At 60.6% G+C, this 20,767-nt stretch carries 18 protein-coding genes; 6 read left to right on the top strand and 12 right to left on the bottom strand.

The genetic code is table 11. From position 1 onward, the window contains the following. Nucleotides 1-48 precede the first annotated feature (48 nt). On the bottom strand, nucleotides 49-645 hold the full coding sequence (locus DV706_RS03735) for a nitrous oxide reductase accessory protein NosL (protein ID WP_006066478.1): 597 nt from the start codon (nucleotides 643-645) through the stop codon (nucleotides 49-51). Between the two features lie 10 nt (nucleotides 646-655). Beyond that, the gene (locus DV706_RS03730) at nucleotides 656-1,264 is read right to left on the bottom strand and encodes a nitrous oxide reductase accessory protein NosL (protein WP_006066479.1); all 609 of its coding nucleotides are present in this window, start codon (nucleotides 1,262-1,264) and stop codon (nucleotides 656-658) included. A 118-nt stretch (nucleotides 1,265-1,382) separates the two neighbouring features. Between DV706_RS03730 and DV706_RS03725 the strand changes: the two genes are divergently transcribed. After that, nucleotides 1,383-3,290, top strand: coding sequence for a NosD domain-containing protein (locus tag DV706_RS03725; RefSeq protein WP_006066480.1), 1,908 nt, complete (start codon nucleotides 1,383-1,385; stop codon nucleotides 3,288-3,290). Nucleotides 3,291-3,329: 39 nt separating this feature from the next. On the opposite strand, the gene DV706_RS03720 is transcribed toward DV706_RS03725, so the two are convergent. Beyond that, nucleotides 3,330-4,247 (bottom strand): formyltransferase family protein, encoded by a 918-nt coding sequence (locus tag DV706_RS03720; protein ID WP_006066481.1) that lies wholly within the window; start codon nucleotides 4,245-4,247, stop codon nucleotides 3,330-3,332. 276 nt (nucleotides 4,248-4,523) lie between these two features. Next, the gene (gene arcS, locus DV706_RS03715; protein ID WP_006066482.1) at nucleotides 4,524-6,275 is read right to left on the bottom strand and encodes an archaeosine synthase subunit alpha; all 1,752 of its coding nucleotides are present in this window, start codon (nucleotides 6,273-6,275) and stop codon (nucleotides 4,524-4,526) included. 121 nt (nucleotides 6,276-6,396) lie between these two features. Here arcS and DV706_RS03710 point away from each other — a divergent pair, with 121 nt between their 5' ends. Then, complete coding sequence (locus DV706_RS03710; protein WP_136350793.1) at nucleotides 6,397-8,316, top strand: NosD domain-containing protein; 1,920 nt, start codon at nucleotides 6,397-6,399, stop codon at nucleotides 8,314-8,316. A 194-nt stretch (nucleotides 8,317-8,510) separates the two neighbouring features. Here DV706_RS03710 and DV706_RS03705 read toward each other — a convergent pair whose 3' ends face one another. Beyond that, entirely contained in the window at nucleotides 8,511-8,873 is a 363-nt protein-coding gene (locus DV706_RS03705) for a TRAM domain-containing protein (protein WP_049889832.1), read from the bottom strand. A 247-nt stretch (nucleotides 8,874-9,120) separates the two neighbouring features. On the opposite strand from DV706_RS03705, the gene DV706_RS03700 reads away from it, so the two are divergent. Beyond that, on the top strand, nucleotides 9,121-9,429 hold the full coding sequence (locus DV706_RS03700; protein ID WP_006066489.1) for a HalOD1 output domain-containing protein: 309 nt from the start codon (nucleotides 9,121-9,123) through the stop codon (nucleotides 9,427-9,429). Nucleotides 9,430-9,500: 71 nt separating this feature from the next. Here the strand turns inward: DV706_RS03700 and DV706_RS03695 are convergent, their stop codons facing one another. Beyond that, nucleotides 9,501-10,184, bottom strand: coding sequence for an SCO family protein (locus DV706_RS03695; protein WP_006066488.1), 684 nt, complete (start codon nucleotides 10,182-10,184; stop codon nucleotides 9,501-9,503). A gap of 157 nt (nucleotides 10,185-10,341) precedes the next feature. Here DV706_RS03695 and DV706_RS03690 point away from each other — a divergent pair, with 157 nt between their 5' ends. Continuing rightward, the gene (locus DV706_RS03690; protein WP_006066487.1) at nucleotides 10,342-10,929 is read left to right on the top strand and encodes a nitrous oxide reductase accessory protein NosL; all 588 of its coding nucleotides are present in this window, start codon (nucleotides 10,342-10,344) and stop codon (nucleotides 10,927-10,929) included. Between the two features lie 80 nt (nucleotides 10,930-11,009). On the opposite strand, the gene DV706_RS03685 is transcribed toward DV706_RS03690, so the two are convergent. The 5 genes from DV706_RS03685 to tgtA all read right to left on the bottom strand — a co-directional run bounded on the left by DV706_RS03685 (nucleotide 11,010) and on the right by tgtA (nucleotide 16,831). Further along, complete coding sequence (locus DV706_RS03685; protein WP_006066486.1) at nucleotides 11,010-11,495, bottom strand: 2Fe-2S iron-sulfur cluster-binding protein; 486 nt, start codon at nucleotides 11,493-11,495, stop codon at nucleotides 11,010-11,012. 104 nt (nucleotides 11,496-11,599) lie between these two features. Then, complete coding sequence (locus DV706_RS03680; RefSeq protein WP_006066485.1) at nucleotides 11,600-12,496, bottom strand: ABC transporter permease; 897 nt, start codon at nucleotides 12,494-12,496, stop codon at nucleotides 11,600-11,602. Further along, the gene (locus DV706_RS03675) at nucleotides 12,493-13,230 is read right to left on the bottom strand and encodes an ABC transporter ATP-binding protein (protein WP_006066484.1); all 738 of its coding nucleotides are present in this window, start codon (nucleotides 13,228-13,230) and stop codon (nucleotides 12,493-12,495) included. Before DV706_RS03675 ends, DV706_RS03680 begins: the two co-directional genes overlap by 4 nt. Next, nucleotides 13,223-15,160 carry a NosD domain-containing protein gene (locus tag DV706_RS03670; protein ID WP_205849538.1) on the bottom strand — a complete coding sequence of 646 codons (1,938 nt, stop codon included), beginning with the start codon at nucleotides 15,158-15,160 and terminating at the stop codon, nucleotides 13,223-13,225. The genes DV706_RS03675 and DV706_RS03670 overlap by 8 nt, the downstream gene beginning before the upstream one ends. 189 nt (nucleotides 15,161-15,349) lie before the next feature. Beyond that, the gene (gene tgtA / locus DV706_RS03665) at nucleotides 15,350-16,831 is read right to left on the bottom strand and encodes a tRNA guanosine(15) transglycosylase TgtA (protein ID WP_006066492.1); all 1,482 of its coding nucleotides are present in this window, start codon (nucleotides 16,829-16,831) and stop codon (nucleotides 15,350-15,352) included. A gap of 333 nt (nucleotides 16,832-17,164) precedes the next feature. On the opposite strand from tgtA, the gene DV706_RS03660 reads away from it, so the two are divergent. Continuing rightward, a complete protein-coding gene (locus DV706_RS03660; protein WP_136350792.1) occupies nucleotides 17,165-18,574 on the top strand; it encodes a hypothetical protein in 1,410 nt (469 codons plus the stop codon). 372 nt (nucleotides 18,575-18,946) lie between these two features. Continuing rightward, entirely contained in the window at nucleotides 18,947-20,083 is a 1,137-nt protein-coding gene (locus DV706_RS03655) for a hypothetical protein (RefSeq protein ID WP_136350791.1), read from the top strand. Nucleotides 20,084-20,175: 92 nt separating this feature from the next. Here DV706_RS03655 and DV706_RS03650 read toward each other — a convergent pair whose 3' ends face one another. Then, nucleotides 20,176-20,742 carry an NUDIX hydrolase gene (locus DV706_RS03650; RefSeq protein ID WP_006066496.1) on the bottom strand — a complete coding sequence of 189 codons (567 nt, stop codon included), beginning with the start codon at nucleotides 20,740-20,742 and terminating at the stop codon, nucleotides 20,176-20,178. Nucleotides 20,743-20,767 lie beyond the last annotated feature (25 nt).

The following is a 20,767-nucleotide window of genomic DNA, read 5'->3' as shown; positions in this document are numbered from 1 at the left end:
GTCCCGCACCTGTCTCTCCTTGCTATCTACAAGTAGCTGTGTGCCCCCTCACGGGAGTCGAGTGTCTCGATAGATCCGTGCGATATCCGTATCGACGTCCGAAAGCGAGACGATGTCGTCTTCCTCGAGGTCGTCGTACTGTTCGACGTACTCGACGGCCGTCGACCGGTTGGCGTACACCCGTGGATCGATATCCATCGGGTCGTCGACACGCCGCTCGTCGTGCTCGAGGACGTAGAACGCCTCGAAGCCATCGATAAGCCGTCCTGTATCGAAGTCGGTGACCCATGCGCCAACGATTTCAGCTTCAGAGCCACCGAAGTAGGTTGGCTCGGCGTAATAAGCGAACATACAGCCGGGGCTACAGCACATCATTCCGACGCCGTCTTCGTGGGCAACCTGACAGTTCCGGTCGGAGTAATCAGTCACGGTCATCGAACAGACGCCACACAGCTGGTCGTCGGCGAACTCTTTTGGCTCGTCGACTGGATGTTCGATAGTGAAGTCGAAGCCAGCGTCCGGATCAGCAACGTTTGGGTCGTCACGATCATCGTCGGAACAGCCGGCAAGCCCACCGACGACACCGGTACCGACCGCGGCGAGCAGCCGTCGACGACTTCGTTGGTTGCACTGTGACCGTGGCATTGGCAGCGCGTTAGCCTCCAAGACTGTCAACCAGCTCCCGCGTCACCGAGTCGTGATCGAACCGCTCGCCACCGTACTCGTCGGCAAACGAGTCAGCATCCTCGGCCGACCCAAAGCCGATGAGTGACTCGCCCATCGCGCCGAGGACGTCGCTGTCGACAACGAACTCGAGGTCAGTTGCCGGGGCGTGTGCTTCCGCCTCGAGATGGGCGGTGATGAACTCGAGGCCCTGCTCTTCGTAAACGTCCCAGTCCACCGACGAGTAGTCGGTCAGGTAGAGGACGAGCGGTTCGTGTCCCGATTCACGCTGTTCGAAGTAGTGTTCGTAGGCACAGGCACTGCTGCAGTAGGCGACAATGCCGTCGTCGTCTGTGCCGTGAACGTCGTCGTCAGCTGGATAAAACGCGTGTCCGGACGGCCCGGGGTGTTGATCGACGACCATACTACAGACCACGCAGTCGTGTTCGCTCTCGATCGAGATCGGATCGTCGACTTCGTCGGTCCCGTCGTCGCCGAAACAGCCGGCGAAGGCGATACTGCCCGCGACGCCGGCCGTCTGAAGGAACCGGCGGCGGGGGGTGTTGGCCGTCTCGTTCGGTTGGCGATCGGGCTGGTTCATACGCAGTTGTTGGCAGGTAATCGCATTAGGGAATCTGGTACGATTGCCGTAACACCCGCTCAAACACTTCGATAACCGAACCAGATTGCCTATTGTTCGGTGCCACCCACGAACTGATATGGCCGAGACCACGCAGTATCTCTTGTTCTCGCTGGCACTCGGCGTTTTGCTGGTCGGCGGTGTCGGACTCTTCGTCGTCGATACCGGCTCGACGTCTCCGGACCCGGTCCTGTTCGAGGATACGGTTACGATGGGTGTCACCCTCGAGAACGAACCCGATGGTGAGGATATCGAGATCCCGAAAGCACAGGTGTTCTACTCACAGTACGACTACGTCGTCGGCTATCACGGTCTCGAACGGTTCGTCGACGACCGTCAGCAGCCGGGCCATCAGGAGCGATTCGGCTATCCGATCGCGGTCTACGTCTCCGATTTCAGCGAGACGGATGCTGAACTCACCGATCAGGGGTATCCGACTGCCGATGGGCGGCTCGGCTGGACCGACGCCGAGTCCGCCGCCTTCGTCGTTGGCAGCGACGCAGAAACGCCCGCCGGCGAGACGGTGATGCCGTTTTCTGATCAGGACGATGCTGCTGCGTTCGCCGAGGCCCACGGGGGAACTGTGCTCTCCTGGGAACAACTCCTCGAGTCGGAGTTCGAGATCGACGACGCCGACGCGATTCGAGAGCGCGTCGACGAGCGCCACGAGCGCGCCGACGATCAGGTCGCGACCTCGCAGACGCTGGCTGACCGCCCCGAGACGGTCGTCGTCGGTGATGACGCGGCCACGATTCAGGATGCCATCGAGCTGGCTCCCGACGAGTCGACGGTCGTCGTGCCGGAGGGGACCTACGAGGAGCACGTCGAGATCGATCGTCCGATCACACTCTCCGGCGACGGGGACGCGACGATTCAGGGTGATGAGACCGGCACAGTCGTCTCAGTTACCGCCGCCGAGGCCGCAGTCACGGATCTCCGGATTACTGGCGTCGGGAACACGACACGCCCCGAAGACCGAGAGACGACGGCAGCGGATGAAGGAAGCGAGGACGTCCTCGAGATGGCTTATGGGCAGGGTGATGCTGGCGTTGAGATTGAGAATGGGAACGAAACGTTGGTCGAGAATGTAACGGTCGAGACGCCAGCGAACGGTGTCTTGCTCCGCGATAGCCCAGATGCCGTCGTTCGAAACGTGACCGTCTACGGGAGCGACAGCTGGAACGACGGCTACATGGGCGTCATGACGATGCGATCACCGGACGGCGTGATCGAAAACTCACGATTCGTCGACGGCCGTGATGGGATCTACACCCACCGCTCTCACGGACTCGTCTACCGGAACAACACCCTCGAGCGAAATCGGATTGGCGTCCATCTGATGTACACCTCGGACGTGTTGATCGCCGACAACCGGATCAGAAACGCACAGACGACCGGCATCGACGTCATGACTAACCCCGAACACAACGCCATCGTCGGGAACGAGATCCAGCAGACGTCTCGCGGGCTCTTGATGGACGGCTCACGATCGTACGTCGCCGAAAACCTCATCACCGACACGGAAGTCGGATTGGCGGCCGGGGCTGGCAACTCGATATACGAGAACAACGTCCTCGCCGGGAACGTCGACGGCATTCAGGCGAGCCATCTCCTGCCGACTAACCAGGTCGTCGGCAACGACTTCGTCGGGAACTACCGCCACGCGAGCGCACGAGTGGGTGTGCTCCGCATCTGGACTGAAAACGGCGCGGGTAACTACTGGCACGGTGCGGTCGGAACGAGCGACGGGACAGTCCTCGATCGCTCGTACTCGGCGACCGATCACGTCGACGAGCGCCTCCACCGTGTCGACGGCACACCGACGCTCGCTCGGGCACCCGCATCCGACGCACTCAACGCACTGGAAGGCTCCGTCTCCGGGATGCGAGAGGAGAGTATCGTCGATACGGCACCGCTCTGTGAGCCGTCGAACCCTGACCTGCTCGAGCAAACTGACTGGGAGGCACCGGATCGCGACTGTCGCTAGCCCGACACGCTCACCGCCTCGTCCTGACGCATCTCGAGGTCACTTCGAGAGTGGAGACGAACGCCGGTCTGTCTCCTCCGACGAGCGGGCTCGCTCGAGTCCGTGGCGAACTCGGCCGGCGAGGTTTTTGGCCAACACTCGCCCCGAAAAGGAGACAGTCCGCCGCTGGTCTCGATAGTAGAACTCGCCCAGCTGTTCGTCTGAGATGGTTCGCGGCTCGAACGTCGGATCACGCAGGCTGGTGATACCCGACGTGAGCAGTGAGATCTGTAGCGTTGCGAGGCGATCGAAGACATCCCACAGTGTGTGACAGTCGGCGAGCGAGACGTCGTCGTACGCGACGATCTCACCGCCATCGATCGATTCGTTCAACCGCTGTAACGTCGAGCCGGCACGCGCTCGCCCGTCGTGGAAGATCGCTGGAGGACCCATGCCACGGTAGCGTCGAATATCCGCCGGATGGAAACTCAAGACGCCGTACTTCGGGGCGGTCAGAACGTCACCACGAACGAGACCGAATCCGAATCGAACTGCGACATCACACTCCGCCTCGAGTCGGGAAACGACGCCGTCGGGGAGTTCGTTCCAGCCGTTCTCTGTCTCTGGCACACACTGGACGTGTTCCGTCTCGTCGAGACAGTCGACGTTCTCGACCGAGTGTCGGTGCCAGAGCGTCTGCTCGTCGCCGAGCAGTCGAGCGATGTTCCGTTCTGCCAGAACGAGTGTCCACGCTTTCTCTTGTCGGAAGACCTCGAAAAACTGGGTGACGTCGTCGAGTCCGAGCCGCTGTTTCGTGTTCCACGACTCAGCTTCACACTCCGTATCGGCGACGTTTTGAACGACCAACGAAACGGTGATGTCGGTCTCATCTTGTAGGCGTTCGATGGCGCGCACTTGCCACTCGTAGAGAAACGGTTCAGTCAGAATTCCGACTGTCGCTGGCTCGACCTCAGACATATATGGGAGCAGACACACTGCGATCCTTAGTTACCGCCACCATTCAGATCGGATATGTATCGAAAACCGATATACTACGGGATACTGACATCCTCCCGTGAGACACTGGAGACGCATCAGTCAACCGAGATTGTGGCCCACTCCGGCTGACAAATCATGCTCGACGGCACCCGCTCTCATCGAGACTGTGAACTCCGTGGCGTCCCAGTTCCCGCCGTCATCTTCTGTAATCGTTCGCGTACAGCCTGTCCGGGCAGTCGCGGGTCCTCGAGTCCGCTACTTTTCTTCGACGTGGCGGATCTCACAGGCGATGCCGCGTGTGCTCTCGGCCATCTCACGACCGAACATCTCCGCGCGGCCGACACCGAAGGCTTTCGGCCCCTCGACGACGACCTCATCGCCGACACGGATATCCTCGTCAGCGTCGACGATCCCCGGTGCGAGCACGCTGCCGTGGGGAACGAACCTATCGATTTCGACTCGTTTGGTCGGTGCATCGCTGTCAACCCATCGTTTCGCACCCTCGAGGGTAAACGAAAGCGTCCCGTACTGGGGCACCATTGTCGCGAGCTGAGTGTCCTCGCTGTTTCGAACCTGAATCTTCGGATAGCGGCTCGTCGTCTGGATATCCGCAAAGAGTTCGTCGCCAGCGCCGTCGCCGAGCAGATAGTCCGCGATGGCACGGACGGTGTTGTGTTCGCGCTCGCGTTTGGAGTACTTCAGTTCGCCTGCCAGCGCTGCCGAGAGGTTCGCGAGTGACTCGTCGTCGGTCGGATGCTCCTCGACGGTGTAGGTTACGTCGAGGTCCAGTGCCTTTTCGACGCGTTCGACGATGTCACGGTACCCCTCACCGGGGACGTGGGCGATAATCTTCGGGTACTCGTTACGTTCCAGATAGCGTTCAAGTACCGTGCTCACGAACTGCTTTTCATCTTCGGACCACCGACCCGTGACGACGGTGTCGTACTGCTGGGCCGGATAGGTCGTCTCGAGTTCCTGTGGAACGACGCCGATCGGACTCGTCATCGAGACCAGATGGCCACGCCACTGGATGGCGTCGTGAAACTGGCGATGACTCTGAGAGTCGCTGTATGGTTTCGTCGCCGAGCAAGGGACCAACACGAGCGGGTTCGAAAACCGGTTGCGATAGCGCGTCGTCACGCGGTCGGCAAAGCGCTGGATCTCGATGCGACGGATTGTGTCCCCGGTCGCTGCGTTGATCTGGGCGTCTCGGAGGATGGGCGTGCGCTCCTCGAGATACCCCCACTGGGAATCGAGTTCGCGCATGGCGGCGGTGAGCCACTGATCGTGACGGGCCTGTCCCTCCACGTAGTCGCGAAGGCGACCGTCGCGGATACGTCGCCGGACGATGCCGAGTTCGGCCTCGAGCGCGTTGACGTTGTGTTCAGCACAGTCCTCGCGAGTGAACTCCTCGCGGGGCTGCTGGCAGGCTGGACACGAACAGGGGAGTTCCTCGAGGTCCTCGAGGAAGTAGGCCTCGTCGGTCGTCAGATACCGGCCTTCCATCCCTTTGACGACGGCTGCGGTTTCATCAAAGCAGTCGACGCCGGCGTAAGCAAGCAGGGCAACGTTGCGCGGCGTGGCGACGCCAGAGAACAACAGTGCGGTGTCGGTGGGGATCGCCTTTCGGGTGTTCACGACGGCCTCGACGAGCGCTGCGCCGTGACCCGTAATCGACTGGACGTCCGAGACAGCGTAGGCGTCCGTCCCGTGGTCCGTAGCGTGCTCACTCGAGATGACGGCGACGCTCGGATAGTCGACATCGGGGTAGTCGACGGCGAACGACTCCTGGACCTCCGGGGCGGTGCCGCCGGGGAATCCTCGGTGTGGGAGCACGGTGAGTGTCGACTCGTCGCCCTCGGGGACGTCACGATCGGCGGCCCAGAGCGAGCCCGCATCCTCGAGGACGTTGTCGACGAGCGCTGGGGTCGTCAGAGCGGACTCGAGGCGGAGTTCGCCCACGCGCGCTGCCCCATCGCGCGCGTGTACTTCGAAGTAGTCGGTCATACCAGATATGACTGGGGAGCGTGAAAGAGACTGTCGATAGCGAGCGAGCGCGACGAGGCGCTGGCGACGCCTTCGAGAAGCAAACCAGACCGCATACGATACCCGATGCCTGAGTGTTGGTATGCTCGCGATCTCACGGAAGGGGTGGCTGCTCGTCGCCATCGCAGCCGTCTTCTTTGGGGCTGGCGCACTTTTCGTCGCCGACGTTGGGTCTTCTTCGCCAGATCCGGTCGAGTTCGACGATACGGTGCAGGTCGGCCTCTCACTCGAGGACGAGTTCGCTCTCGAGGAGGATGTCAGGCTCCCACGGGCACAGGTGTTTTATTCCAAGTATTCGTACGTCGTCGGCTACCAGGGTGTCGAACGGTTCGTTGACGACCACCAGCAGCCAACGCACACCGAACGGTTTGGCTATCCGCTCGCGGTGTACGTCTCCGACTACAGCGCTGTCGACGTCGAACTGTCGGACGATGGCCATCCAGTCGCCGACAGTGTGCCGCCCTGGATCGACGCGGAACAGGCCTGGTTCGTCGCCGGCAGCGATGCACGTTCACCGGCTGGCGAGACGGTCATGGCGTTTTCCGACCGAGATGATGCAACGGCGTTCGCTGCGGCTCACGGGGGCGACGTCCATACCTGGGACGACATCCTCAACTCGGAGTTCGAGATCAACGATGCCGAAGTCGTCCGTGATCGACTCGACGACCGGTTGGACGACGCCGACGAAACCAGTGCACAGGCGGATTCGCTCCGGGACCGTCCCGTCTCGACTGTCGTCGGTGAGGACACCGACACCGTTCAGGCGGCGATCGACGACGCCCCGGCGAACACGACGGTCGTCGTTCCCGAAGGCACCTACGAGGAACAGCTCGAGATCGACAAGCCGCTCACGCTCGCTGGCGATGGGGACGTGACGATCGCCGGTTCAGGCTGGGGAACCGTCATCGCGGTGACGGCCAACCAAACCGCGATTACTGGCCTCGATATCACCGGTGTCGGCGACGAGACGTCCGGCATAGACGGCATCCCTGAACACGCTCCAGAAGAGCGAGGCGAGGGATGGGACGATGAGTTGACCTCCCACTACACCGGCGGTGATGCTGGCATCGCCATCACCGAGGGTGAGGGAAGTTTCGTCGCCGACGTCACTATCCAGACGCCGTCGACGGGCGTGTTGCTCCACGAGAGCCCGGACGCAGTCGTCCGGAACGTCACCGTCAACGGGAACGAAATCTCGAACGACGGACGGGCGGGTATCAACGCGATCTACTCGTCGGCTGTTATTGAAGACTCGACGATCCGTGACGGCCGAGACGGCATCTACACCCACGAATCTCCGGATATCGTGATTCGGAACAACACACTCGTCGAAAACCGTCTCGGCGTCCACCTGATGCATACGTCCGATGCGGTGGTCGCTGGCAACGACTTCCGCGAACAGGACACCACGGGGATCTACGTTATGACTGGTCCCGAACGGATCGCGATCGTCGACAACACGGTCAGGGACACTGAGACGGGAATCATCCCGGACAGTGACGACGCCTACGTCGCCTCGAACATCGTCGAAGGGAATCGTGTTGGCATCCAGCAGAACACAGCTGCCTCGCTCATCGAGCACAACGTCATCGCCGGCAACATCGTCGGCGTCGACGCACGGTCGGTGTTGCCGACGAACCGAATCGTCCGGAACGATTTCGTCGGCAACTACGACCACGTCCAGTCGTCGGGCGGCCCGCTTCGAATCTGGAGCCACGACGACGCGGGTAACTACTGGCAAGGAGCGACGATGCTCTCCGATGTGGGCGAGCGCCCATCGTCGTACTCGCCGACTGACCCAGTCGATGAACGTTTGCATCTGACCGACGGTGCCGCGATGGTTGCTCGTTCTCCGGCACTGCAGGCGGTGTCTGGTTTCGAAGGGATGGTTCCCGGCCTGCGAACCGGTGCCGTGACCGACTCGGCACCGACCTGCGAGCCACACAACCCGGCCCTGCTCGAGCAGACCGAGTGGGCTGAACAGGCCTGGCGCTGTCGTTGATCGCCCCGCCCTCAGTCGCTGATTTCCGCGCACTAGCGTCCAACGCAGTGGCGACTACGGTGATGTGAACCGACATGGATTCGTGTCGCCGATACTGGCTGCTTCTGGCATTCACGCTCACCTACGATTGGCGCTCGAGTGATGAGTACACAACCGATCAGGCGTGGCGGCTCTGTGGCCACTGACCGCGTTCGTCAGGCCGACTCGAGAAAGGTCGCGGTCGCGGATGTGTGGCCGCGATTAAACGACAAAATCTTGACTTCGATGACGTCGCCTATGTCGAGACTGGTTGGGATCTCTTCGACGAAAACCACGAAGCCTTCGATCTTGCAGACTGCCTGTCGCTGCCCGGAGTGGTGGTCGGTAAACTCCTGGACGGCGACCTGTCTGACGTCGCCAAGATCGACCGGCGGCTCGCGCTCTTGGGCCTCTCTGTGGCGTTCGTATGATGCCTGCTGTGCTGTCGATCGCGTCCCACCTCGGACCCGTTTGAACAGCCACGAGCCGAACAAGACGATAACGATCATTCCAAGCAACAGCGACGTTACCCCGAGCATACTCGAACCAGGTGCCGCCCACACCTTTGGTGTTCTGGTGTCGTGGTAAGCAGTCGCCACTCGGTCGCGCTCGACGACAGCACAGTTCGGTTGCATTGCTCTCGGACGATCGGCTGTCTACCGCCGTTCAGGAGTCATGCTCGGCGTGGTGGTTACAGTACGCTTTTGACCGCAAATCACACCGATAATGGTCGTCCGTGAGGGATTTCGCCGGCATCCTTTTACTCATTCGTCCTCTAGAACTGACGTGAACACCTCTTTCACCGGTCCGGCTGACAGTGAGTCCGTAAGTATCGCGGTCGTGACTGCTGTCGCGTCCCATCTGGATGTCTCGCCGACCGAGCTGCCGCCGCTGTACGAGTGGATCGACCCCGATGCCGTCGATGCGCTCTTTGAACCAACGCGATCCAGCGGGCTGCGACGTGGTCGACTCGAGTTTCCGTACGATGGCCACGAGATCGTCCTCGAGTGCGACGACAGTCTCGTGATCACGGTCGATGGGGTGTCCATCGTCGACGACTGCTGTCCCACAGTAGCCGAGTCAGCTGATGTCTGAACCACGCCGAGTCGAGACGACGGCTCGTGTGGCCTCGGTCGGCAACACAGCTCTGCCGGCGACTCGAGAATTCAGTTCGTCGCTTCGACAACTGCTTCTAGGTCATCGCTAATCTGCTCGACGCTTGGGTTCTCGCCGCGATAGCTTCGCTCGACGTAGCCGTCGGGGTTGACGAGAAACGTCACTGTGATATGCATAAACTCCGCCGTTTCGCCTTCGCCCTCTCGCTCGAAGAGAATCCCCAGATCGTCGTTGACGACTGATTCGGCTTCGTCGGCATCGGCTGGCCGGAGATAGTTCCAGTTGCCGGCCTCGAGGTCGATGTTGACCATGTCTGCATGGTCACGGAGCTCGTCGGGCGTGTCTCGCTCCGGATCGAAGGTAACAGCGATAAACTGGACCGAGTCGTCGACGCCGCGTTCGATGCTCTCGGCCTGAACTTGCGCCAGGGCTTGCATCAGCGGAATACACTCGGCTGGGCAGGTCGCATAAAAAGCCGTGCAGACGAGACAGTCGTCGCCGAACGAATCGGTGTTGACGTCAGTCTCTGCCAGCGGATCCGGAAGTTCAATGGTCGGAAACGGATCGCCATACGTCGGATAGGCGTAGTCGTCGCCGTGTAACTTACTGTCTTCCGGCGGCTCGAGCACTGCGTGTTCGGCTGCGTCGTCACCGCTGAGTCGCCCGGTCAGACAACCGGCAACGAGTGCAGTGCTGAGCCCGGCCCCCGTAGCGAGAACGTCTCGTCGATGCATCACGCGGATGTATGGACGTGGCGGTGAAGTGCCGTCTGGTCCAACTGTCGAAGACCGGGCGTACACGTGTTGTGCCACCATCATGTGCCCTGCGCGGGCGTTTTTGTTTCGCGAACTATACCACATTTGGTTTACTCTGAGACTTCCAAGGACCGGCATGGACGAACCGACTGCAGCTGTCGATCGGATCGTAACTCGTCGAACCGTCTTGGGTGGCGTTGGGGCCGTCTGTCTCGGATCGATTGCTGGCTGTCTCGACGGTGACGACGCGAGCGTTCCCGATCCGATCAGTATCGACGACGACCAGAGCTGCGATCAGTGTACGATGGTCATCGGCAACCATCCCGGACCGGCCGGACAGGCCCACTACGAGGACCCTACGGAGGTCGTCGACGACGACCGGCCAGCACAGTTCTGTAGCTCGCTGTGTGCGTACGCCTTCACGTTCGATAACGAAGCCACGGCCGAACCCGAAGGCATCCATCTGACCGACTACTCGACGGTCGACTACACTGTTTCCGACGACAACGGGAGCACCACGGTCTCTCGACATCTCGAGGCAGACGCCTTCGAGAACGCATCGACGCTCACACTCGTCACGGACAGTGACGTCGACGGTGCAATGGGAGCATCGCTCATCCCGTTTAGCGACGCCGATAACGCAGAGACGTTCCAGGACGAGTACGGTGGTGACATCTACGACCACGACGACATCACACAGGAACTCGTAATGTCCCTGATGTGACTCTCCTGTTTTCGTCCCTGAGTCGCGGTTGTGCCAGCGTGGTCTGATAGCCGGCTGTCTGTGGATTGTCGTCCAGCCGATTACTCATCGTCGGGATGGGCGACCTCGAGTTCGAAATCGTCCTCGGGGGAGGCAACGCAGGTCAGCACCCAGCCGTTTTCGACCTGGTCGTCGTCGAGATACTCGTTGCCGTCGTGGGTGATCACCTCGGTGGCATCACCGTCGTATCTCGCGGTGCACTCCCCACAGGTGCCCACTTCACAGGTGTACGGAATGTCGACACCGGCGTCGAGCGCCGGATACAGCAGTACCTCGTCTTCCGTGACCGACACGGTCTCATCGTGATCGAGGAAGGCGACGTCGTAGGTGGCCACGTCGTCATCGTCGTTCGGCTCGTCCTCGGGTTCTGTATCGGCATCGAGACAGCCGGCGAGCACAACGGCACCCACACCACCCACCGCGCTCAACAGCCGGCGACGGTCCTCGTCGGGCAGTTCTCGAGGGATCGCCACCAGTCTGTTCTGGGCCGCCGGTTCGTCAGCAGTCCGTCGCGGTGGATCACTCATGGACACATCCCGACCCCGCCTCAGCTTATAACTGTTATCGCTTGATGCACAGGGGTATTATGCTGCAAAACGAGCGAACCGTCGAGTCTGTGTCTCGAGTTCGGTTACCGGTTCAGTGCCCACACCGCGATTCCGAGCGACGCACCAAGCCAGACGACGAGTCCGACGATGCTTGCGATCGGCGACGCAACTGCTGGCCCAGTCCCCGCAGCAACCACGACAACGCTCTCGAAGACGAGCCCGCGGTAGGCGCTGAGTGGACTGATCGCAAGCGAATGGATGAGCGCCGAGTCACCGATCAGCCCAATCGAGAAGCCATAGACCAACAGCAGGTCCAGCCCGATCACCAGCCCAACGAGGGCGACGACCGAGAGTGCGAGGGCACTCCGCGTCGCACTGACGAGCGACGAAATCGCGATTGCGACGGCAAGCACGGTCAGGGCAAACAGCAGCGTCAGGACGATGAATCGGGCGAACAGGATCGGTGAGTCAGCACCGGAATGTGTCGCATAGATCGAGAGCCCATCGGCTTCGAACAGAAACACCATCGCCGCGACAGCCACGAGCGGAACGAGGATTACCGTGAGCAGGCCGACGGCTCTGCCGGCGTAGACGCCTAGTACGATCTCGCGATTCGAGATGGGATACGTCTCGAGGACGTCGAGTTCGCCGCGCTGTTCGTCGCCGAGAATCGCACGATAGCCAAACGCGATGGCGATGACCGGGACGAGCAACTCGAGTGGTGTCAGGAGATCGACCACGGTTGGAACGTAGCCAGCTTCGACGCTGCCACCAACCCAGGCGATCCCCAGCAAGACGGCAGCGAACGCGATTCCGAGGATGAAAAACATGCGCGTCCGGACGATCGTCTGGAGTTCGCGTCCCACGATCGTTTTGAGGAGTCGACTCGACCCAGGTGCTGTTGGACTCGGGTGTTCGGTTTCGGTGTCGCCTTCCTGGACAGCCGTGCCGGCGCCCGTCGACTGCACATCGCCGCTCATGCGCGCTCACCCTGTACGTCGACCGTAGCAAGGTCACCGCCGACCGCGTTTTTATACACCGATCGCAGCGAGTCGGCACCCAGTTTCGACTGCAGCTGGGTGATCGACCCCTGTTCGATGAGCTGACCGTTCGAAAGGATCAAGACGGTGTCTGCGACCCGTTCGACGAGTTCTAAGTAGTGTGAACTCAGCAGGACCGCAATGCCATCGTCAGCGAGATCCGACGCGATGTCGAACACGTGCATGCTCATCCCTGGATCGAGTCCACTGCCGGGTTCGTCGAGGATGACGACAGGTGGATCACCAACCGTCGCCTGTGCGATACCGAGTAGCCGTGTCATTCCTCCCGAAAGCGCCTCGACCGGTCGATCGGCTGCGTCCGCAAGTCCGACGCGGTCGAGATACCGCATCGCCTCCGTCTCGTCTGCACCGACGAGTGAGGTATAGAACTGCATCGTCTCCAAGACGGTAAATCCGGGTCGGAACGATGGATGTTGGGGGAGGTAGCCAATCTGCCGTGCGGTGTCGGGGCCGTGGTAGGTGAACTCGCCCGCCGTCGGCTCGTGCAGGCCGGCAAGTCCACGAATGAACGTTGTTTTGCCGGCCCCGTTCGGGCCGATAAGTGCCGTGACGGCTCCGCTCTGGATAGTCGCTGAGACGTCCTGGAGAATGGAGACCGTCCCGTAGTCGTGATCGATACCGGTCGCCTCGAGTATTGGTGTCTGGTTAGTCATGGCTCGTCGTGCGTGTGGTTTCGTAACAGGGCCAGGCGTGGTCGGCCCACTCGGTCTGCTCGAGCAGGGCCGGGTTGTGTGGCTCACAGAGCGGTGCCTGATCGACGATACTGCCGGTTCGCATCCCGGGCACCGACCCCTCGAGACCAGCAAGCGCCTGGAGTGCTGGTGCTCGAGCGAGCGTCGGTGTGCCGTCGGTCAGGTGGAGCCGTTTGTCGAGAGCGTTCGTCGGTGTGTACGACTGGTCGGCGTGGGCGCCGTCGGCAACGGTGGCACCGCCCTGCCAGTAGTTGCCTGCGCCGTCGTGGGTCCAGATCCGGAGTGGACCCCACGTCGTGGTGGCGTGTTCGTCGTTGCCGACGAAATCGTTGCCAACGACGCGGTTGGTGGGCAGTACGGCGGCAACGTCTGTGCCGACGTCGTTGCCGGCGATGACGTTGTCTTCGTAAATCGAGCCTGTCGTATCGATACGCAGCCCGATGTCGGATCTCTCGACGATGTTCGCTGCAACGTACGTATCACTCCCGCCCGTGGTAATGCCGTACTCCGTGCCTTCGACCGTGTTTCCAACGACTGCGTTTCGCTCGGGGCCGGTCATGATGTAGATGCCGGTGTGTTGCTGGTGCTGGAGGTCGTTGTCCGCGATGAGGATGTCGTCCGTATGCATCAGGTGGATCCCAAGCCGGTTGCCAACGGCCGTATTCGACCGGGTGACAGTGCTTGGAGATCGGTAGAGATAGATGCCGTTTTGGCTGCCATGGACCGTCGAGTTCTCGATCACACCCGGTGACTGGAAGATTAGCATGCCGGCGAGTCCGTCGGTCGGATCATCGTGTCCTTCGACGGTCACGTTACGAATGGCGAGATCATCGCTTTGGTAGGCGATGATCCCGCTCGCCGGTGTGTCGATGTCGACATCCTGGACCAGGAGTTCGTCGGCGTCGTAGGCTGCTATCCCGGCGTCGGTGCCGGCGTAATGTTGCAGGAAGGCTGCGTCCCACTCCTCGTCGTCGACCTCGACGGGAATCTCATCGCCCGATCTCGTGACGTTTCCGACGCCGGTGAGCTCGAGGTTCTGGAGGGCCACCCGCTCGTCGGTGACGGTCACGACCGTCCCGTTTCCGTCGCCACGTAGCACGACGTCACCGTCGCCGACGAGCGTGAGCGGCTTGTCGATCTCGAGCTGTTCCTCGTAGGTGCCTTCGGGAACGACGACCGTCGTGTTCGCCGGGGCGTCGTCGATCGCCGCCTGGACGGTGTCGGTGTCTTCACCGACGACGAGCGACGTCTGTCGCTCCGTGAGGTCGGCAGTTGCCTCGACCCGTTCGTCCGCCAGCTGGTGGTAGTCGTCGACACGGTCGCGGGCGACCGTCGCATCGTCACGGTCGAACGAGCGCTCGAGAACCGACTCCCAGCTGTGGATAGTGCCGCCGTGCTCGTCCTGGAACGCTGCTGCGTCATCGGCGTCGCTAAACGGGACGATCGTCTCGCCGGCAGGCGTTCGAGCGTCACTGTCGACGACGAACCACGCCGATTCGGCAGTCGTCCATCCAGGTGCTGGATCGGTAACTGGATAGTTGTCATCCGTCAGTTCGAGTTCGGTGTCACTGTAGTCGGAGACGTACACCGCAAGTGGGTGACCGAATAGCTGTTCGTGTTCCGCCCGTTGGCGGTCATCGACGAATGTTTCGACCCCGTAGTACCCGACAACGTACTGATACTGGGAATAGAACACCTGCGCACGCGGCAGTTCGACCTCCTCATCGAGTCCGCGCTCGGACTCGAGTGTGAGGCCGATAGGGACCGTATCGTCGAACTCGACGGGATCGGGTGTCGTCGAGCCCGCGTCGACGACGAACAGCCCGAGACCACCGAGAACGACGAGAAAGAGCAGACCCAGAAATACGTTTGTCAGAGACAGGTCGAACACGCCTGGTGCTTAGCACCTACAGAAAATATACAGTTTGGTTCACACCTCGAACGAAGCTGTGGGCCGTCGTCTGGGCGCCAACACGGACGTTCCGACCGGCCCGACGTTCACACAGAGTATGCAAATAGTGACACTCCGTCGGCGACGAGCTGTGTGACACACCGGGGAACTGACTGTTCGTTGACAGCGTTACGTTCGATCCGCAGTCAGGTCGACCAGGGCTACCTCCTCGGGGAGCGTCTCGAGCACACCAGCAGGCCACCCCTTGTGACCCAGCGTGACCTCGGTCTCCGGATTCGATTCGACGAGCCGGGTGACACCGTCGGCAGCAGCCTCGAGCGCGGCGCGGTCGGTCCGGTCGGGCGCTTCTGCAGTCAGTGGGTAGCTCTTCGAAAGCGCACGCGGGAAGGGGCCAAACGGCGGTTTGACCCGCCAGGAGTCGTCGAACTCGTCACCGCGTGCGGAACTCCCCTCGGTGAGAAACAGCGAGTCGGGAACCGACAGCCGATCGAGGTGCTGGTGATGGCGCAGGACTTCTGGCCGGCGGGCGCTCTCGTGAGAGGTGTAAAAAAAGGCGCCTTTCGAGACGGGATCGGCGCGCTCGAGTTGGGCAGCGTGGTCGAGCAGGGTTCGATAGCCATCGAGCATCGTGGGGTGGGCCCGGGCGCGCTGTTCGACGAGTTCGAGAAGGTTGCCCGCGCGGATTGCCTGCTTGATCCGGCGGATCTCCTCGAAGGTGACGTGGAGGTTGTGGGCGGCGAGTGCTTCCTCACGCTCGTCGTCGGGCAGTGCCCGGAGGTCAGCTGGCGAGTGAGCCGTACAGACGGGACACGAACACGGGAGATAGTCGAGATCCTCGAGGTGGCGTGTCCCCCGAACCGTGAGATAGCGGTCGTCTCGGGCGTAGAGGGCGTATGCAGCCGAATCGAACAGATCACAGCCCATCGCCGCGGCAAGTGCGAACATCATGGGGTGGCCGGCCCCGAAGAGGTGAACCGGTGCGTCGGCTCCCAGCCCTCGTTTGGCGGCTGCGACGGCGTCGATCATGTCGTCGTACCGATAGTCGTTCATCAGCGGGACGACCGCGCCGACGGGGAAGACGTCGAGGTCGGTGCCGTCGGCATGTCTCCCCGCCGCTTCACGGAGATCCGGATATGTCGAGCCCTGGACGGGGGCGCTGACGAGCATCTCGCCCGTGTCGATCTCGTCGGCGAGTTCGAGGCGTTCCTGCGTGGTGGCGAGTTCGTCTTCGGCGCGCTCGCGGGAGACGTCCGGCGGCGTCGGGATGTCGACCGGGGTGGCGATATCGGAGCCGATAGCGTGTTGAAACTCGAGGATCTCCTCTGTCGTGACGTCGATCTCGCCGTACTCGGAGAGCTGGAACGAGCCCGAGTCGGTCATGATCGCGCCCGGGAAATCGAGCAGGTCGTGGAGCCCGTCCTCGAGTGCCTGCTCGCGAACGTCATCCGTCCCATGGATAATATACGAGTTCGTGATCAGGATTTCAGCACCGAACTCGGTGGCGAGCCGGCGGGGAGCGATCGTATCCAGATTCGGGTTGATAACTGGCAGCAGTGCCGGTGTCTCGACGGTAACGTCGGCACGCGGCACCGTGAGCTCGCCGATTCGGCCGCCAACGTCGGTATCCCGGACTTCAAAGCACTCGCGCATTGATCGTGTGTTGTGCCGTCTGACGTAAGTCAGTGAAGATTTGTGCCTGACCTGCCGATCGACATCTATCACTCGATCTGACCATTAGAACACGGATCCGTGGGTAAACGTTCTGTTCTCCAGTAGATGGGGGACGCCGGTGGCGGTCGCAGGCACAATGCAGATGCGCGGTCGCACGTCCCACCCAGTTTTCGATCCACTGACTCTCATCGCTGCCGACGGGATGAACATCGGATTACGGACCGTTACACGGTTTCAAACTGTACGTTTCATCGAGATACTTCTGTAACAGTCAGCTTGTTTTAGCCCGGATCCGCTGGTAGGATTGAGCGCATGGTTTCACGGCCGCAGAAACTCGGCGTCGTTTTCATCGCGCTGATGGTTGCCTTCTCGGGGGGGCCTGCCCTCGCAGGCGCAACGACAGGAGCGAACGACGATGCCGGAGACATGAGCGTAACACTCGAAAACGTACAGGTAGAGACACTCGACCTCGATACCGCCACTATCGAGGATGCCACGATCGAAGAGCTGAACGTTGAGAACCTCGATGCGGACACCGAAGCGCTCGAGGACGAACTCGACGAGGCTGACGACGAGATGGACGATGACGACGCGGACGAAGCCGACGATGACGAGAACGACGTCGCTGACGACAACGGTCTCGACGAAGAGAACGATGTCGCTGACGATGAGGAAGTGACGATCTCCGACATCGAGATTGAGAACCTCGAACTCGAGGACGTCTCGATCGAGGATCTCGAACTCGATGAGGACGACGAGATGGAGGTTGACGACGAAGATGACGCTGCTAATGACGAGGACAACGGCCTCGATGACGACGGGATGGACGAGGATGACGACGCCGACGCTGCTGATGACGAGGACAACGGCCTCGACGATGACGACGAGGCTGACGAGATGGACATGATCGACGAGGACGCTGACGAGCTCACCATCGAAGAGCTCACCATCGAGTCCATGGATGTCGAGACGATGACCATCGACGAGCTGACCGTCGATGACGACGATGAAGCCCCTGAAAACGACGAGGAGAACGGCCTCGCTGACGACAACGACGAGGCTGACGACGAAGAGAACGGCCTCGCTGACGACAACGACGAGGCTGACGACGAAGAGAACGGCCTCGCTGACGACAACGACGAGGCTGACGACGAAGAGAACGGCCTCGCTGACGACAACGACGAGGCTGACGACGAAGAGAACGGCCTCGCTGACGACAACGATGAGATGAACGATGACGAGGAGAACGACGAGGCTGACGACGAAAACGACGAGGCTGAAGAGGAACACATCGAGTCGCTGACGATCGAGCAGTTCGACGTTGACGAGATCACCATCGACTCGATGACTGTCGAAGCGGTCGAAGAGGACGAGGTTGACGATGAAGACGACGAACTCGTTGACGACAACGACGACATGAACGCGGACGAAGAGGATGACCTCGAATCGGACGACGAGAACGACCTCGCCGACGACAACGATGAGATGAACGATGACGAAGAGAACGACGTCGCTGACGACGAGGAGACCGTCTCACAGGCCTCTGCGTCCACCATCGACATCGGTGACGCGACCGCCGACTCGCTAACTCTCGGCGACGCTGCCGACCTCGAGGAGACCGACGATGAAGAGGTCGACGATGAAGACGAAGAGGAAGATAATGACGTCTTCGACGACGAAGAAGAGGATGACGACAATGGGCTGCTCTCGATCGCCGTCTGAACGCTGATCATTACCTGATCAGCCGCGATCGGCACGACGTATCCCAACGGTCAGTGCGGTACTGATCAGCCGTTCCAACTACGCTATTTCTTGCCACACCCACCGACAGTACTGTATTGCCACTTGACCGTTCACCATCGAGATCAGTAACAGGTTGTTCTCGAGAGTGTGTAATAAGTAAGCGGCACATGCAGGCAAAAAAGGAATATTAGACGATTCATCAACCGTAGCTACTTACAGAGGTACTCTCCATGCGGACACGATGAACGAACGATTAGGGCACTGAGTGCGGTCTCAAACTGTGTGTTTCCCTGTCGCAAGTCCGTAACAGTCAGCTTGTTTTAGCCCGGATCCGCCAGTAGGCTCGAGCGCATGGCTTCACGACCGCAGAAACTCGGTGTCGTTTTCGTCGCGCTGATGGTTGCTCTTTCGGGGGGGCCTGCCCTCGCAGGTGCAATGGCAGGGACGAGCGACGACGCCGGAGACATGAGCGTAACACTCGAAAACGTACAGGTAGAGTCACTCGATCTCGAGGAGGTTACGATCGAGAACGCGACGATTGAGGAACTGAACGTCGATGAACTCGATGTCAACGAAGAGGAACTCGACGAGGCAATCGATGAAGAAAACGACGAGAACGATGCTGACGAGGAGAACGACGTCGCTAATGGGGACAACGCGAACGAAGAAGTGACGATTTCTGACATCCAGATCGAACAGCTCGAGTTCGAGAACGTCTCGATTGAGGACCTCGAGCTTGACGAGGATGAGGAGAACGACGCCGACGAAGAGAACGACGTTGATGAGGAGAACGACGTTGATGAGGAGAACGACGCCGACGAAGAAATGGATTTGATCGACGAGGACGCTGACGAACTCACTATCGAGGAGCTCACCATCGAATCGATGAACGTCGATCAGATGACCATCGACGAGCTAGAAGTCGAAGATGACGGACTTCTCGACGACATTTCTGATTTCGTCGGTGATCTCTTCAACGATGACGACGAGAACGATGCTGACGCGGAGGACAATGACGTCGCTGAAGATGAAGAGAACGACGCTGACGACGAGAACGACGTCGCTGAAGACGAGGAGAACGATGTCCAAGAAGAGGAGATCAGCGAGCTCACCATCGAGCAGTTCGATGTCGAGTCGATTGTCATCGATTCGATGACGGTTGAAGAGCTCGAGGAAGCTGAGGAGAACGATGTTGCCGAGGATGAGGAGGACGATACTGCTGAAGCTGAGGAGAACGATGTTGCCGAGGATGAGGAAAACGACGTCGCTGACGACGAAAACGATGAGGTCGACAATGCTGAAGTCGTCTCCCAGGCATCCGCGACTTCGATTGCAATCGACACTGCGACCGCCGACTCACTGACTATCGCCGACGCAGAAGACCTCGAGGATGTCGACGACGAGGAAAACGACGTTGACGACGAAGACAACGATGTCGACAATGCAGACGAGGACGATGACCAGCTGTCGATCGCCAGTCTGAGCTAATCGAACGAACACTACTGGCGACGTGGTTCGTTGGGCGAGGTCGCCACCCGTGATCGATTTTTGCCGACCGATATCCGTCGGGCGACCGTCGACTACAGGTCCTGCTCGTTGTTTTCGAACAGGTGATAGTACGACACAGCGAGGACGGCCCGTCCGTCACGAAGGTTACCACTGCGGACGGCCTCAAGTAGCTCCTCGAACGCGAGCTGTGTCACCCGAATACTTTCGTTGTGATCGAGCTGTTGTTCGGCCGTCGGTCGACAGCCCTCGGCGACGAAGATGTGTAATACAGCGTCGGTGATGCCGTTTGCCGGCTCGACGGTCACCAGTGGCTCGAGGCGATCTGCTTCGTGACCGGTCTCTTCAGCGAGTTCACGACGGGCGGCTGCCTCGAGGTCGTCGTCGTTGGGTTCGGTGCCACCGACGGGAAGCCCACGGTTCACGCGGGAGACGGCCTGGCGCCATTCTTCGATGCAGACGACGTCGCCGTCGGGAGTGAACGGGAGGATGCAGACGCTTGCGGGTTCGGAGAGATAGTCGTACTCGGTTTCGGTACCATCGGGCAACTGAACGGACTCGTTAACGATATCGAAGCCTGGACAGGAGTAGGCTACCTGCTGATCCAGGGTCTTCCAGGCGAGCGGATCTGGGGTGGGCATACCGGCCCGTACGGGAGTAGCCGTC

Source organism: Natronorubrum bangense (assembly GCF_004799645.1).
In the GTDB taxonomy this organism is placed as follows: domain Archaea; phylum Halobacteriota; class Halobacteria; order Halobacteriales; family Natrialbaceae; genus Natronorubrum; species Natronorubrum bangense.
This window is presented reverse-complemented; position numbering and strand designations above follow the sequence as displayed.